Here is a 14,964-nt window from a genome sequence, read left to right on the forward strand (position 1 = left end):
ATGGGCACCTACCTGATTCGTCGACTGTTGCTGATTATCCCAACCCTATGGGCCATCATCACGCTTAATTTCTTTATTGTGCAGATTGCGCCGGGCGGTCCGGTCGATCAGGCCATCGCGGCGGTGGAGTTCGGCCACCAGGGCAGCCTGCCCGGCGGTGGCGGTGGAATGGGCGGCGGCCAGGCACGCGCGGGCGTCAGTAATATTGCCGAAAGTCAGTATCGCGGCGGGCGCGGGCTCGACCCGGAGGTGATCGCTGAAATCACCCAACGCTATGGCTTCGACAAGCCGCTACACGAGCGCTATTTCAAGATGCTGAGCGACTACCTGCGCTTCGATTTTGGCAACAGCCTGTTCCGCAACGCCTCAGTGATGCAGTTGATGAAAGAAAGCCTGCCCGTCTCTGTCACGCTAGGGCTATGGAGTACCTTGATCATCTATCTGGTCTCTATTCCGCTTGGCATCCGCAAGGCGGTCTATAACGGCAGTCGTTTCGATATCTGGAGCAGTACCGGCATTATCATTGGCTACGCCATTCCGGCGTTCCTGTTCGCCATCGTGCTGATCGTGTTATTCGCGGGCGGCAGTTACTACGACATTTTCCCGCTACGCGGGCTGGTCTCGGCCAATTTCGACACCCTGCCGTGGTATCAAAAAATCACTGACTATCTCTGGCATATCACCCTGCCGGTGCTGGCGACGGTGATTGGCGGCTTTGCGGCGCTGACCATGCTGACCAAGAACTCGTTTCTCGATGAAATCCGCAAACAGTATGTCGTCACCGCCCGCGCAAAAGGCGTCGGCGAAAAACAGATCTTATGGAAACACGTCTTTCGCAACGCCATGCTGCTGGTGATTGCCGGTTTTCCCGCCACGTTCATCAGCATGTTCTTTACCGGCTCGCTGTTGATTGAGGTGATGTTCTCCCTCAACGGACTGGGTCTGCTGGGTTATGAGGCCACCGTCTCGCGCGACTACCCGGTGATGTTCGGCACGCTCTATATCTTCACCCTGATTGGCCTGCTGATGAATATCGTCAGCGATATTAGCTATACGCTGGTCGATCCCCGCATTGATTTTGAGGGCCGCTAATAATGACCCTGAGTTCCGTGAATCAGGCGCGCTGGGCGCGCTTTCGCCATAACCGCCGTGGCTACTGGTCGCTGTGGATCTTTCTGGCCATATTTGTGTGCAGCCTGTGCGCTGAACTTCTCGCCAACGATCGACCGCTGCTGGTGAGCTATCAGGGCAGCCTGTACATGCCGGTACTGAAAAACTACGACGAGAAAACCTTTGGTGGCGAATTTGCCACCGCGGCCGATTATCAGGATCCGTGGCTCCAGCAGCGGCTGGAGAATAACGGCTGGGTTGTGTGGGCGCCCATCCGTTTTGGCGCCAGCAGCATCAACTATGCGAGCAATGTCCCCTTCCCTTCCCCACCCTCCCGCCAGAACTGGCTGGGCACCGACGCAAATGGCCGTGACGTGATGGCCCGCATTCTCTACGGTACGCGGATTTCGCTGCTGTTCGGCCTGATTCTGACCTTCTGCGCCAGCGTGATGGGCGTGGTGGTCGGTGCCGTACAGGGCTACTACGGCGGGCGTATCGACCTCTGGGGCCAGCGCTTTATTGAAGTGTGGTCGGGGATGCCAACATTGTTCCTGATTATTCTGCTCTCAAGCGTGGTACAACCCAACTTCTGGTGGCTGCTGGCTATTACCGTGCTGTTTGGCTGGATGTCGCTGGTCGGCGTGGTGCGCGCTGAGTTCTTGCGTACCCGCAACTATGACTATATTCGCGCCGCACAGGCGCTGGGGGTGGGCGATCGCAGCATTATTCTGCGCCACATGCTGCCCAATGCGATGGTGGCCACGCTGACCTTTATCCCGTTTATTCTCTGTAGCTCCATCACCACCCTGACCTCGCTCGATTTTCTCGGCTTTGGTTTGCCGCTTGGTTCGCCGTCGCTGGGCGAGTTGCTCCTACAGGGTAAAAACAACCTGCAAGCCCCGTGGCTTGGGATCGCCGGCTTTCTTTGCGTCGCCATCCTGTTGTCGCTACTGATTTTTATTGGCGAAGCGGTACGCGATGCCTTCGATCCTTCTAAGGCGGTGTAAAATGCAGCAGCCACTTCTCGAAATCGACAACCTCTCCATCGCCTTCCGCCAGCAGGGCACCACCACCACGGTGGTCGAACAGCTATCGCTGTCGCTGAACGCCGGAGAAACCCTGGCGCTGGTTGGCGAGTCCGGTTCGGGGAAAAGCGTTTCGGCGCTCTCCATTTTGCGTCTGCTGCCGGAACCTCCTGTGACCTACCCTACGGGTGATATCCGTTTTGCCGGCGAGTCGCTGCTTCACGCCAGCCCACAGACGCTGCGCGGCGTTCGCGGCAACCGCATCGCGATGATTTTCCAGGAGCCGATGGTGTCGCTGAATCCGCTGCATAACCTGGAGAAACAGCTCTACGAAGTGCTGTCGTTGCACCGCGGGATGCGTAAAGAAGCGGCACGCGGTGAAATTCTCGACTGTCTTGACCGCGTGGGTATCCGTCAGGCGGCAAAGCGGCTGGCTGACTATCCACATCAACTCTCCGGCGGCGAGCGCCAGCGGGTGATGATCGCCATGGCGCTGCTGACCCGCCCGGAGTTGCTGATTGCCGATGAACCCACCACCGCGCTGGACGTTTCCGTGCAGGCACAAATTCTTCAGCTACTGCGCGAACTGCGCGTCGAGCTCAATATGGGGCTGCTGTTTATCACCCATGACCTGAGTATCGTGCGCAAGCTGGCTGACCGGGTAGCGGTGATGCAGCATGGCCGCTGCGTGGAGCAAAACGCGGCAACGGCGCTGTTTGCCGCACCTCAGCATCCCTACACCCGTAAACTGCTCGACAGCGAACCGGCGGGCGAGCCTGTTCCCCTGCCGCCGGATGCCGCACCGCTGCTCGAAGTGAACCAGCTCAGCGTCGCGTTCCCCATTCGCAAAGGTATTTTGCGCCGCGTTGTCGATCATAACCGCGTGGTGAAGGCACTTAGCTTTACGCTGCGGGCCGGAGAAACGCTGGGGCTGGTTGGCGAGTCCGGGTCGGGGAAAAGCACCACCGGGCTGGCGCTGCTAAGGCTGATTGCCTCACAGGGGGATATTCGTTTTGCGGGCGAAGCCATTCAGGGTCGCGACAGGCGACAGATGCTGCCGCTGCGTCATCGTATTCAGGTGGTGTTTCAGGATCCGAACTCATCGCTCAACCCGCGACTGACGGCGCTGCAGATTATTGAAGAAGGGTTGCGGGTGCACCATCCGTTACTGAGCGCCGCTGAACGTGAACAGCAGGTTATCCACGTGATGCAGGAAGTCGGGCTGGATCCCGAAACCCGCCAGCGCTATCCGTCGGCGTTTTCCGGCGGGCAACGGCAGCGAATCGCTATCGCCCGGGCGCTGATCCTCAAACCGCAGCTGATCGTCCTCGACGAACCTACCTCATCGCTCGATCGCACGGTTCAGGCGCAGATCCTGACGCTGCTGAAGGCATTACAGAAAAAGCACCGTCTGGCCTATATCTTTATCAGCCACGATCTGCAGGTTGTGCGGTCGCTGTGCCACCAGGTTATCGTGTTACGACAGGGAGAGGTTGTCGAGCAGGGTGAGTGTCGGCACGTGTTTGCCGAACCGAAGCAGGCGTATACGCGTCAGCTCATTGCACTGAGCTGACGGTCAAAACGGGTTGTTGCCGGAAAAGGGTTCGGCAATCGCCACGCCGAAGTTTTTCAGGCGGCAGGTAGCGGCAAACTCGTCCTGACGTTTGACGAACAGGCACGGCTCCCCTTCACACTCCAGCACCGAACAATCAACGGAAATATCCGTCAACGCCTGGCTAAGCGAGTGCATCACCGGCCAGGCGTTATCGCCGTCCGGACTCAGAAGTTTTAGCGCGACCAGCGCGTTATCGCCCGCCACGCCATTTTGCGGAATCGGTTCAACTTTGGAACCTGCAAAACCCGCAGACCAGCGATAGTCCTGTGGCAGTCGATGTACGATTGAAAGCTGGAATGTCATTACGTTTTTCCCCGGAAGCTACATGGCTTCACAATTATTTCACATCCATATTAACACATTGTTGACAAATCGTCTTGCATCCAGCAAAAAAACGCCTGCATTCAACATTCTTCATACGACATTGTTCGGTGTACTGATGCATTTCCGCGCTATATGTACCCGTAACTGTGATCTAACGCAATCTTTTTATCTACAACAATGTGACTTTTTACATTAATGGATGTTACATAAAAGAAACATTACACCCCAGCGGCAATGGCAGTTCTGTTGATATGTATCAACAAAGGGGCGTATTTCGCCCCTACTAAAGGTGTATTAGTGCGCGGTTTTGCGGGGACGGCTGGCGTAGAGATAGAAAAGAATCGAGCAGGAGGCGCAAAGCGCAATGGAAATCAGCATCGGCCAGGCGGTCGTAAAGGTCGCCATCGACAGCAGCGCCCCGACGATTGCGCCAATGCCAAAGCGGAAGGTTCCCGCCAGCGACGAGGCGGTCCCGGCCATATGCGGGAATTCATCGAGGATCACCGCCATCGCATTGGACGAAACCATTGATACGCAGCCAATAAATGCCGCAATGCCCAGCACCAGCGACCAGAACCCCACGTCCAGCAGCGCGGTCACCACCATCCAGATAGCCATCACGAACTGAATCAGTAGCCCGGTGCGGAACATACGCAGCGCCCCGACCCGACGCACGAAACGGCTATTAATGGTGGTCGTAATAAACAGGAAGACAATGTTCAGTGCGAAGTAGTAGCCAAAGTGCTGTGGCGAGACATGGTTCAGCTCGATATAGACAAACGGCCCGGCGCTGAGGAATGAGAACATGGCGGCAAAGCTGAAGCCGCTCGCCAGCATGTACGACAACACGCGCTTATGGCGAAATAATGAGGCGAAGTTGCCGAGCGTGGTCCCCAGACGGAACGGTTGGCGCTTGTCGACCGGCAACGTTTCGTCAATAAAGAAGTAGATCATCGCCGAAGCCAGCAACGCCGCAATAGCCAGAATCCAGAAAATGGCGTGCCAGCTAAACCACACCAGCACCGCGCCGCCGACCATCGGTGCCACCAGCGGAGCAATGGTGGTAACCAGCATGACGAACGACATCATCCGTGAAAACTCTTCCTTCGGATAAATATCGCGCATCAGGGCGTTGATCACCACGCTCGCCGCCGCGGCCGCCAGGCCGTGGAAGAAACGCGTGGTAATCAGATAATCGATGGAAGGCGCTAACGCACAGGCCACCGCCGCCGCCGCAAAGATAAGCGTGCCGCCCAGGATGACCGGCTTACGTCCCAGACTGTCGGCCATCGGACCATACAGCAACTGGCCGAGGGCAAATCCCAGAATATAGGTGCTGAGGGTCATCTGCGCGCTGCCGGCCGGTACGCCAAACTGTGCGGAAATCACCGGCAGCGCCGGAAGATACATGTCGATCGACAACGGCATTAACATGGCCAGAAGGCCAAGAATGAAAACAATTTTTAACGACGAGCGCGGCCTGGACGTCACAATCTACCTCTGTTCAGTGGGTTAGCGCATTGGCGCGCCAACGCTGGCGATTTCTTCTGCGGTTAACGGACGATATTCCCCAGGCTCCAGCTCAGGGTCGAGGATAATTTCACCGATACGCTCACGGTGCAGCCCGACCACGTGGTTCCCCACAGCGGCGAACATGCGCTTCACCTGGTGATAACGGCCTTCGCTGATGGTTAAACGCACTTCGGTCGGCGTCACCACTTCCAGCACGGCAGGTTTAGTCAGATCTTTTTCATTGTGCAGCTGTACGCCTTTAGCGAACTGCGCGGCGGTATCCTCACTCACCGGGTTTTCCAGCGTCACCAGATAGGTTTTTTCGCAGTGATGGCGCGGCGAGGTGATGCGATGCGACCACTGACCATCGTCAGTCATCAATACCAGCCCGGTGGTGTCGATATCTAAACGCCCCGCGGCATGCAGCTTATGTGCGACCGGCTCATCGAGGAAATAGAGCACCGTCGGGTGATCCGGGTCTTCCGTCGAGCAGACGTAGCCCTGAGGCTTGTTCAACATGAAATAGCGCGGACCGTTCTGCTGGGTCAACGAATTGCCTTCATAGGCCACGTTATGTTCAGGTTGCAGTTTGAAAGCGGTATCACGTACCACTTCATCATCAACGGTCACATGGTGGCCGCGGATCAAACGCCCGGCAATAGCACGGCTGACGCCGAGTTGCTGAGCGATAAACTTATCAAGTCGCATGAAGTATTTTTAGCCTGTAAAAAGTGCCGGGCGCCGGACGAAGCGTCCGAAAAAAGGGGTAATAACAATCGGTAAGTATAACGGGCTTACCCTGCCACTCAAGTGAAAAGATTCATGGCATACTATTTGTCTGTTAAGGACAATCACAACGCTCATGACTTTTACACTTCGCCCCTACCAACAGGAAGCGGTTGACGCCACGCTGGCCTACTTCCGCCGCCACACGCAGCCTGCGGTTATTGTTCTGCCAACCGGCGCGGGCAAAAGCCTCGTTATCGCCGAGCTGGCGCGGCTGGCGCGTGGGCGCGTGCTGGTGTTGGCCCATGTCAAAGAGCTGGTGGCGCAAAACCACGCGAAATATTGCGCGCTGGGGCTGGAGGCCGATATTTATGCCGCCGGGCTACAGCGCAAAGAGAGCCACGGTAAGGTGGTTTTTGGTAGCGTGCAGTCCGTCGCCCGCAATCTTGACCATTTTCAGGGGGAGTTTTCGCTGCTGATCGTCGATGAGTGTCATCGTATCAGCGATGATGACGACAGCCAGTACCAGCAAATTCTCAGCCACCTGCAAAAGGTCAACCCGCAGATTCGCCTGCTCGGGCTGACGGCTACCCCCTTCCGCCTCGGCAAAGGCTGGATTTATCAGTTCCATTATCACGGCATGGTGCGCGGCGATGAAAAAGCGCTATTCCGCGACTGCATCTACGAGCTACCGCTGCGCTATATGATTAAGCACGGCTACCTTACCCCGCCGGAACGGCTGGATATGCCGGTGGTGCAGTATGATTTCAGCCGCCTGCACGCCAACAGCAACGGCCTGTTCAGCGAAGCGGATCTCAACCGCGAGCTAAAACAACAGCAGCGTATTACGCCGCACATCATCAGCCAGATTGAAGAGTTCGCCCAAACGCGCAAAGGGGTGATGATTTTCGCCGCCACCGTTGAGCACGCCAGGGAAATTACCGGCCTGCTGCCCGCCGATGACGCTGCGCTGATCACCGGTGAAACCCCAGGGCCACAGCGCGATACGTTGATTGATGCCTTTAAAAATCAGCAGTTCCGCTACCTGGTCAACGTGGCGGTGCTGACTACCGGATTTGACGCCCCGCACGTCGACCTGATTGCCATTCTGCGGCCGACCGAATCGATCAGTCTGTATCAGCAGATTATTGGCCGCGGCCTGCGCCTGGCACCGGGGAAAACCGACTGTCTGATTCTTGATTACGCCGGCAACCCGCACGACCTGTACGCGCCGGAAGTGGGTGCACCGAAAGGCAAAAGCGACAACGTGCCGGTTCAGGTGTTCTGCCCCGGCTGCGGCTTTGCCAACACCTTCTGGGGCAAAACCACCGCCGACGGCACGCTGATTGAACACTTTGGCCGCCGCTGTCAGGGCTGGCTGGAGGACGATGACGGCCATCGCGAGCAGTGCGACTATCGCTTCCGCTTTAAAAACTGCCCGCAGTGTAACGCCGAAAACGATATTGCCGCCCGCCGTTGTCGCGAGTGTGATACGGTGCTGGTCGACCCGGACGACATGCTGAAAGCGGCGCTAAAACTCAAGGACGCGCTGGTGCTACGCTGTAGCGGCATGGTGTTGCAGGACGGGATGGACGAGAAAGGCGGCTGGCTGAAAATCACCTACTACGACGAAGACGGCGCCGACGTTAGCGAGCGTTTCCGCCTGCACACCCCGGCGCAAAAAACAGCGTTTGAGCAGCTATTTATCCGCCCGCATACCCGCACGCCCGGCGTGCCGCTGCGCTGGATTACGCCTGCTGATATTATCGCCCAACAGCCGCTGCTGCGTGCACCCGACTTTGTTGTCGCCCGCAAAAAAGGGGCTTACTGGCAGGTGCGTGAAAAAGTGTTCGACTACGAAGGGCGATACCGCCGAGCCAACGAGCTACGTTAATCGCGCGTCTGCTTTACCCACACCAGGTCATCAACCGCGAAACCCAGACCACGGGCGATGGTGAGGTAATTCTGCCGAACCTGCGGCGGTAGCGTTGGTGTGCGCGACAGGATCCACAGGTAGTCACGGTTTGGACCGCTCACCAGCGCGTACCGGTAATCATCATCCAGCGCAATCACGTTATAGCCGCCGTAGAAGGGGCCAAAGAAGGAAACCTTGAGCGCCGCTGTCGTGGGCTTACCGGTGAAGTAGGCCTTGCCTTCACTTAGCTTCCACTCGCCCTTTTGCGGGTCGAAGCCGCGGTTGGCGACTGAAATACCGCCATCGGAACGCTTGCCATAGGTCGCGCTAACCTGCTCAAGCCCTCGCTCAAAGCGGTTTTCCAGGCGAGCGATTTCATACCACTTGCCCAAATAGCGGCTCGCGTCAAAATCACTTATCGGCGTGACCCCTTTTGGCGGCGTCGGCGAACTACAGGCCACCAGCGCCAATGAAATAGCAACACCTGTCACGACGGGCCATAGCTTCATGTTCTCTCCTGTTGAAAGTGATTATCACTTCAGTGTAGAGGATAAACGAAACCGCACGGACAGATTAGGAACATCTCACCGGATACGCAGGTTCTTGACGCTAACGGCTTATTTGATAGCGAGGTTTTCATTGCCCGCGCGGGGATTGGAGGCTATAATGCCGCCCGCTTTCACATCCGTGAAGCAGATCATTTGCCTGCTGCTGGGTCGCCTGTAGCAGGATTAATCAAGAGAGCTATTCAATGTTTACTATCGAAGCACAAGTACGTAAAGAGCAGGGTAAGGGTGCGAGCCGCCGCCTGCGCGCAGCTAACAAGTTCCCGGCTATCATTTATGGTGGCGAAGCAGCTCCGGTTGCTATTGAACTGGATCACGACAAGCTGTGGAACCTGCAGAACAACGCTGAATTTTACAGCGAAGTTCTGACCATCGTTGTTGATGGTAAAGAAGAAAAAGTTAAGGCTCAGGCGGTGCAGCGTCACCCGTTCAAGCCGAAACTGGCTCACATCGACTTCGTTCGCGCTTAATCGCCAGCGAGTCTACGTGACGAAAAAACGGCTCCCATCGGGAGCCGTTTTTTTATGCCTGCCGTTTATTGAGTTGCCGCTTCTCGTATCACCGTTTCCGTTCCTGTCGCCGCAATAGTTTCATTATTGACGCTATCCGTCAGCGTAATGCCGCTGACTTCGGCAAAATTCCACGCCTGCGCCGTATTCTCAAACGTCACATTATTGAACTGACTGTCACGCAGGAAGGAAATATCTGTCGCCTTTGTATTACGGAACTTGACGTGACTGAACGACAGATTCTGATGATACGCATCGCGGGAAAAAGTGATGCCATAGGCCGCCGCCATCTCATCCGCCGTCATACCATCAACCAGAATGCTGTTCTTCGCCGCCGTGCCGTCAACAGTCACATTTTCGACCGTGATATCACGGAACTGCGCAGGTTCCGCGGCTGGCGTGGTGTCGTTGACGTCGGCACTGTATTTGATGGTGAAGATAAACGGCTCTTTGGCTAAATCTTTCATCGCGTTGTTGCGGAATACGACGTCACGCGCACCGCCGCCGTAGTAAGGACGACTCTTCATGCGCAGGCCAATGTCGGTGAGGTACATGACATTGTCTTCCGCTTTAATCTTCTCAATCCATGCGCCAGTATGGCTGCCGGTCACCACCGCGCCGTGGCCTTTACGGAAGTAGTTGTTAAAAATCCACGCCCCGCTCTGCGCTTTTTGACCAAAGGTTTCAACGCCTTTGCCGTATCCCGCCGCAAAGTTCATGCAGTCGTCGCCGGTGTCAAAAAAGTTGTTGAACACCAGACCGTTCTGGCTATTGCCCAATTCAATGCCGTCAGCGTTATTGCCGTCGAAGGTTTTGTGCGACAGCGCGTTAAGAGTGATATTTTCCGACTCCAGCGCCATCACGCCGTGAAACGCCGGGTTGAGGATGGTTAACCCTTCGAGATAGAGATTGCTGACGCCGCGCAGCGTCATCATGCTGGAGCGACGATTCTTATAGGCGCTGTCGCTATCCATCCCTTCGGCAATGGCCTGCTCGGTCTGGTATTTCGCCAGAATGCCATCTTCGCTGACCAAACTCGCTTTGCTCGCCCGGTACTGCGGCAGGGAGTTGCCTAACTCATCGGTTATCGACTCTGCCCCGCCCGCTTTCACACCCCGCGTCCAGCCGTTGCCGTCCAGCGTGCCTTTCCCCACGATGCGGATATTTTTGAAGGTACCGGCATGCGAGCTGCCGCGATCGTCCGCCTCTAGCGCGTTTATCAGCGACGGCGGGCGCTTCGGCAGCGGATTATCGGTATACGGATAGAGGTAATAGCCCCTGCTCAACGGATAGTCTGCTGGATTTTCGGATCCCAGCAACGTCGCGCCTTCCGCGATTTCCAGCGTCATGTCGCTATGCAAAAACAGCGCGCCGGTTTTAAACACCCCGCCGCGAATTGTGACCTTACAGCCTTGCGGATAGCGGTCGATGGTACAACTGTCGATAGCCTGCTGGATAGCCGCGGTATTGAGTGTGCTGCCATCATCGACGGCACCAAAGGTTTTGACGTCTACAACCTGCGGCTGCTTCGCGGTGCGCAGGGTCACTGGCGCGCTGTCCGCCGACTCTTCACCGCTGGCATACACCGCCCGGACGGTAAATTGATACTCGGTATCCGGCTGGAGATCGGCCGCGGTAAAGGTGCGCAGATCGATTTTCCGCTGCCAGCCATCGTTGTTCATTGTCTGGTAGAAGTTGTCGATATAGGGTTTCGCCGGAGAGTAGCGGTCCTGGTTTTCCCGGGCACTACCCAGCAGCTCACCGTTACGGTAAATGCGGTAATCCACCACATCCTGCGCGCCGCTTTGCGGTTTTTCCCACACCAGTACAGCGCTATCCTCATCAGCGGAAAGGATCGGCGACTGGACATTTTGTGGCGCGGCAAGGCCGGACGGCGTGGCTGACGATGAGTCGCTGGATTCATCACCGCAGCCGCTCAGCATGCCCGCCAGGGCAATGGCGGTTATGATCGAACAGCGTGAGTGCCTGAAGGTATTAAGCATATTCTATTTTTCCTCGTTGTTATCCACGGCCAGCCGCGACGGGTGGCCGTGTTAATCGCCGCCTGAACGAGCCGGCATATTTCATCCATAAAACAAAACGTTTTTGCATTAAAAACAAAACGACATTTTATTTAGTGTTATTTGAGGAAAAAAACCGCGATTCGGCTCAATAATTAATCAGGAAGAGAGAATGAGATGTAGATAGTGCGAGGAGGGTCACTCAACATCATTGGTTTGAGGGGCAGATAACGCCTGCCCGATGTCGGGCAGGCAAATTGCGATTACTTACCGCCAGAGGTCCGGCGCTGTAGCTGATCGCGCAGATTCGGCGGGGTGCCTTTAATCGTCAGCGTGTCAGTCGCCGGGTCCCAGAAGATGCGTTCACCCAGCAACATCGCGTCGAAGTTAATCGTCAACCCACCGCCGCTGCCGGCAAACTTGGTCAACTGACGCAGGGTGCTACGATCCGCCGGGAAGCTCTCTGCCAGCTCGTAACCTTTTTCAGCAGTAAACTCGCTGAAGCTGACCTCGCTCACGCCGGAAAGCTCTTTTGACAGCGACTCCAGTTCAATTTCTTCACCCGCTTGCAGCTGTTCGTTGCAGTAGGTATATACCTGCTGACGCACGTTCTGACGCTCGTTTTTATCCAGCTCCGCTTCAGCAGCGAAATCATCCAGCGCCTGCAGCAAACCACGGTTCTGCACCTTGGCGTTCAGCCCTTCGCTGGCACCGAGGAAGTCCATAAAGAAGTCGGCGACTTTGCGCCCAACGCGGCCTTTGAGGAAGGTCAGGTAGCGGGTCGATTCCGGGTTAGTTTCCCACTCGGTGAGATCAATTCGCGCCACAATATCCGCATGGTTGATATCCAGATAGTGAGTCGCGCTGATATCCAGCTGCTCGTTGACGCGCATGCTGCTGAGGTTGTTCAGCACCGCCACCAGCAGATACTCCACCGCCAGATAACGGTAGTGGCAGAACAGCACAATGCCGCCGTCGGCGAACGGATACTTCGCTAACTCATCGCGCAGACGCCCTGTGGCCGCGCGGCTAAACGCGAGGAAATCTTCCTCGCCCTGGCGCTGTAATTTTAGCGTTTGCGCCAGTTCACTCTCTTCGGTAAACAGGCCGTAGGCTTTGTTTTTGGCGCTATACACCCGATGTAGCTCGGCCATCATCTCTTCAACCGGCGCGGTGGGCTCCAGCAGCGTGTCGCGCAGCACCACGTCCAGATTTTGCTCATCGCGTTTGACGAGCTGATGCAAAGCAATCTGGTCGATATCCAGACTCATGTTAAACTCTCCTTTAAGATCGGGTGTATTCAACCACCCCCGATATAACAGTGCAACTCGCATATTACCGAGGTCGCGGCAGTATAATGCGCAAAGGATAACGCGTTACGCCGAAAAAAAGCGGAAAAAATGCTGCTGCTACGGTAATATACTGCCCTTTAATGAACAGACAGATTTCGATTTATGCCACAACAATCCCGCTATAGTGATGAACACGTAGAACAGCTGCTGAGCGAGCTGGCTAACGTGCTGGAACAACATAAGGCCCCGACCGACCTTTCTCTGATGGTGTTGGGCAATATGGTAACCAACCTGATTAACAGCAGCGTGGCTCCGGCTCAACGCCAGGCTATCGCGCGTTCTTTCGCCCAGGCGCTGCAATCTTCCATTAATAGCGATTCTGCGCACTAAGGGTACAAGCAACAGTTTATGGTGACACATCGTCAGCCTTACCGAGAAAAGGTCTCCCAGATGGTTAGCTGGGGACACTGGTTCGCCTTGTTCAACATGCTGTTGGCCATGGTGCTCGGTAGCCGCTATCTGTTTGTCGCCGACTGGCCGACGACGCTGGCAGGACGCGTGTTCTCCTACATCAGCCTCGTCGGGCATTTCAGCTTTCTGGTGTTCTCCACCTATCTGCTGATTCTGTTTCCCCTGACCTTTATCGTCATGTCCCAGCGCCTGATGCGCTTCCTGTCCGCCATTCTGGCGACGGCGGGCATGACGCTGTTGATTATCGACAGCGAGGTCTTTACCCGCTTCCACCTGCACCTTAACCCGGTGGTGTGGGAGCTGGTTATCAACCCCGATCAAAATGAGACGGCTCGCGACTGGCAGCTGATGTTTATCAGCGTGCCGGTGATTCTGCTCGTCGAAATGCTGTTTGCCACCTGGAGCTGGCAGAAACTGCGCAGCCTGACGCGCCGCCGACACTACGCGCGCCCGGTCGCCTGGTTTTTCTTTGCCTCATTTATCGCTTCGCATGTGATGTATATCTGGGCGGATGCCAATTTCTATCGCCCAATCACCATGCAGCGCGCCAACCTGCCGCTCTCCTACCCGATGACGGCCCGCCGCTTCCTCGAGAAACACGGGCTGCTTGACGCGCAGGACTACCAGCGACGCCTGGTGGAGCAAGGCGACCCGGAAGCGGTCACCGTACAATATCCGCTGAGCGATCTACGCTATCGCGATATGGGCGCGGGTCAAAACGTCTTGCTGATTACCGTCGATGGGCTGAACTATTCACGCTTTGAGCAGCAGATGCCGTCGCTGGCACGCTTTGCCAACGATAACGTTAATTTCACCCAGCATATGAGCGCCGGTAACACTGCCGATAGCGGTATCTTCGGCCTGTTCTACGGCATCTCGCCTGGCTATATGGACGGCGTGCTTGCCGCGCGTGTGCCAGCGGCACTCATCAGCGCCCTTAATCAGCAGGGATACCAGTTGGGGCTGTTCTCTTCTGACGGCTTTGAAAGCCCGATTTATCGTCAGGCGCTGCTGTCCGACTTCTCCCTGCCCCCTGGCAAGTCGCAGAATGATACCCAGACGGCAAGCCAGTGGATAAACTGGCTGACCAACAATGCGCAGGATGAAACACGCTGGTTCTCATGGGTGTCGTTTAACGGCACGAACGTCAGCAGCGCGCAGGCAAGCGATCGTCAGTACAGCCGCGCAGCCGCGCAGGTCGATGAGCAAATCGGCCGCGTGCTGGACGCTCTGCGCGATTCTGGCAAGCTTGAGAATACGGTAGTGATTATTACCGCCGGTCACGGCGTGCCGCTCAGCGGGCAGAAAAATAGCTTCAACTGGTCGCGAGCCCAGCTACAGGTACCGCTGGTCATCCACTGGCCTGGTACCCCGGCACAGCGCATCGACCTACTGACCGACCATAAAGATGTGATGACCACGCTGATGCAGCGCCTGCTGCACGTTAGCACCCCTGCCAACGAGTACTCGCAGGGTCAGGATCTGTTCAGCGCGACCCGCCGCCATAACTGGGTTACTGCGGCCGATAGCAACACGCTGGCGATCACCACGCCCGCCATCACTGTAGTGCTCGATCATAACGGCCACTATAAAACCTGGACTGCCGAGGGCGACCGCGTACGTGACCAGAAAGCCCAGCTCAGCTTGCTGCTACAGGTGCTGACCGAGGAAAAACGGTTTATCGCTAACTGATTGATTAATTATGAATCAATCAGTGAGTTACCTGCTTGCAATCGGCGATAAAAGCGGTAGTATTTCCCCCATGCGTCGGCACGTAGCGCAGCCTGGTAGCGCACCGTCATGGGGTGTCGGGGGTCGGAGGTTCAAATCCTCTCGTGCCGACCAACTTTTACAAGAAAACCAATCGTAACAGATTGG

The 14,964-nt window shown here is 56.3% G+C and carries 13 protein-coding genes and 1 tRNA gene; 8 read left to right on the top strand and 6 right to left on the bottom strand.

All coding sequences use genetic code 11. The features are described from left to right. Genes K7B04_RS21715 through yejF form a run of 3 tightly spaced genes read left to right on the top strand, consistent with a single transcriptional unit; the run spans position 1 to position 3,708 of the window. Positions 1-1,092, top strand: a complete 1,092-nt coding sequence (locus K7B04_RS21715) for a microcin C ABC transporter permease YejB (protein ID WP_223803008.1) — start codon at positions 1-3, stop codon at positions 1,090-1,092. Continuing rightward, the gene (locus tag K7B04_RS21720) at positions 1,092-2,117 is read left to right on the top strand and encodes a microcin C ABC transporter permease (protein WP_167577256.1); all 1,026 of its coding nucleotides are present in this window, start codon (positions 1,092-1,094) and stop codon (positions 2,115-2,117) included. Before K7B04_RS21715 ends, K7B04_RS21720 begins: the two co-directional genes overlap by 1 nt. 1 nt (position 2,118) lies before the next feature. Next, positions 2,119-3,708, top strand: coding sequence for a microcin C ABC transporter ATP-binding protein YejF (yejF, locus tag K7B04_RS21725; protein ID WP_223803009.1), 1,590 nt, complete (start codon positions 2,119-2,121; stop codon positions 3,706-3,708). Between the two features lie 3 nt (positions 3,709-3,711). Here the strand turns inward: yejF and K7B04_RS21730 are convergent, their stop codons facing one another. The 3 genes from K7B04_RS21730 to rsuA all read right to left on the bottom strand — a co-directional run bounded on the left by K7B04_RS21730 (position 3,712) and on the right by rsuA (position 6,294). Then, positions 3,712-4,053, bottom strand: coding sequence for a YejG family protein (locus K7B04_RS21730; protein WP_064544049.1), 342 nt, complete (start codon positions 4,051-4,053; stop codon positions 3,712-3,714). A 315-nt stretch (positions 4,054-4,368) separates the two neighbouring features. Beyond that, a complete protein-coding gene (locus K7B04_RS21735; protein ID WP_163447584.1) occupies positions 4,369-5,565 on the bottom strand; it encodes a Bcr/CflA family multidrug efflux MFS transporter in 1,197 nt (398 codons plus the stop codon). Positions 5,566-5,586: 21 nt separating this feature from the next. Further along, a complete protein-coding gene (gene rsuA / locus K7B04_RS21740; RefSeq protein WP_223803010.1) occupies positions 5,587-6,294 on the bottom strand; it encodes a 16S rRNA pseudouridine(516) synthase RsuA in 708 nt (235 codons plus the stop codon). 154 nt (positions 6,295-6,448) lie between these two features. Here rsuA and K7B04_RS21745 point away from each other — a divergent pair, with 154 nt between their 5' ends. After that, positions 6,449-8,206, top strand: coding sequence for a DEAD/DEAH box helicase (locus K7B04_RS21745; RefSeq protein ID WP_163447582.1), 1,758 nt, complete (start codon positions 6,449-6,451; stop codon positions 8,204-8,206). On the opposite strand, the gene K7B04_RS21750 is transcribed toward K7B04_RS21745, so the two are convergent. Then, positions 8,203-8,736 carry a lipocalin family protein gene (locus tag K7B04_RS21750; protein ID WP_223803011.1) on the bottom strand — a complete coding sequence of 178 codons (534 nt, stop codon included), beginning with the start codon at positions 8,734-8,736 and terminating at the stop codon, positions 8,203-8,205. The two genes, K7B04_RS21745 and K7B04_RS21750, sit on opposite strands and share 4 nt — an antisense overlap. A gap of 242 nt (positions 8,737-8,978) precedes the next feature. On the opposite strand from K7B04_RS21750, the gene rplY reads away from it, so the two are divergent. Continuing rightward, on the top strand, positions 8,979-9,263 hold the full coding sequence (rplY, locus tag K7B04_RS21755; protein WP_064544038.1) for a 50S ribosomal protein L25: 285 nt from the start codon (positions 8,979-8,981) through the stop codon (positions 9,261-9,263). Positions 9,264-9,328: 65 nt separating this feature from the next. Here rplY and K7B04_RS21760 read toward each other — a convergent pair whose 3' ends face one another. Further along, positions 9,329-11,305, bottom strand: a complete 1,977-nt coding sequence (locus tag K7B04_RS21760) for a glycoside hydrolase family 28 protein (protein ID WP_223803012.1) — start codon at positions 11,303-11,305, stop codon at positions 9,329-9,331. A gap of 281 nt (positions 11,306-11,586) precedes the next feature. Then, complete coding sequence (gene yejK / locus K7B04_RS21765) at positions 11,587-12,594, bottom strand: nucleoid-associated protein YejK (RefSeq protein ID WP_163447580.1); 1,008 nt, start codon at positions 12,592-12,594, stop codon at positions 11,587-11,589. A gap of 183 nt (positions 12,595-12,777) precedes the next feature. On the opposite strand from yejK, the gene K7B04_RS21770 reads away from it, so the two are divergent. From K7B04_RS21770 to K7B04_RS21780, 3 genes are all read left to right on the top strand, one after another. After that, entirely contained in the window at positions 12,778-13,005 is a 228-nt protein-coding gene (locus K7B04_RS21770) for a YejL family protein (RefSeq protein WP_163447579.1), read from the top strand. Positions 13,006-13,023: 18 nt separating this feature from the next. Further along, on the top strand, positions 13,024-14,778 hold the full coding sequence (gene yejM / locus K7B04_RS21775; protein ID WP_167575408.1) for an LPS biosynthesis-modulating metalloenzyme YejM: 1,755 nt from the start codon (positions 13,024-13,026) through the stop codon (positions 14,776-14,778). Positions 14,779-14,854: 76 nt separating this feature from the next. Beyond that, a tRNA-Pro gene (locus K7B04_RS21780) sits at positions 14,855-14,931 on the top strand. The last annotated feature ends 33 nt before the right edge of the window (positions 14,932-14,964 follow it).

Source organism: Kluyvera sp. CRP (assembly GCF_019930565.1).
Classification (GTDB): Bacteria; Pseudomonadota; Gammaproteobacteria; order Enterobacterales; family Enterobacteriaceae; genus Kluyvera; species Kluyvera georgiana_A.

Excerpts from the sequence above, each read along its gene's own strand:
- K7B04_RS21715 (WP_223803008.1), top strand. The coding sequence starts at position 1 with ATGGGCACCTACCTGATTCGTCGACTGTTGCTGATTATCCCAACCCTA.
- yejF (WP_223803009.1), top strand. The coding sequence starts at position 2,119 with ATGCAGCAGCCACTTCTCGAAATCGACAACCTCTCCATCGCCTTCCGC.
- K7B04_RS21730 (WP_064544049.1), bottom strand. The coding sequence starts at position 4,053 with ATGACATTCCAGCTTTCAATCGTACATCGACTGCCACAGGACTATCGC.
- rsuA (WP_223803010.1), bottom strand. The coding sequence starts at position 6,294 with ATGCGACTTGATAAGTTTATCGCTCAGCAACTCGGCGTCAGCCGTGCT.
- K7B04_RS21745 (WP_163447582.1), top strand. The coding sequence starts at position 6,449 with ATGACTTTTACACTTCGCCCCTACCAACAGGAAGCGGTTGACGCCACG.
- K7B04_RS21750 (WP_223803011.1), bottom strand. The coding sequence starts at position 8,736 with ATGAAGCTATGGCCCGTCGTGACAGGTGTTGCTATTTCATTGGCGCTG.
- rplY (WP_064544038.1), top strand. The coding sequence starts at position 8,979 with ATGTTTACTATCGAAGCACAAGTACGTAAAGAGCAGGGTAAGGGTGCG.
- K7B04_RS21760 (WP_223803012.1), bottom strand. The coding sequence starts at position 11,305 with ATGCTTAATACCTTCAGGCACTCACGCTGTTCGATCATAACCGCCATT.
- yejK (WP_163447580.1), bottom strand. The coding sequence starts at position 12,594 with ATGAGTCTGGATATCGACCAGATTGCTTTGCATCAGCTCGTCAAACGC.
- K7B04_RS21770 (WP_163447579.1), top strand. The coding sequence starts at position 12,778 with ATGCCACAACAATCCCGCTATAGTGATGAACACGTAGAACAGCTGCTG.
- yejM (WP_167575408.1), top strand. The coding sequence starts at position 13,024 with ATGGTGACACATCGTCAGCCTTACCGAGAAAAGGTCTCCCAGATGGTT.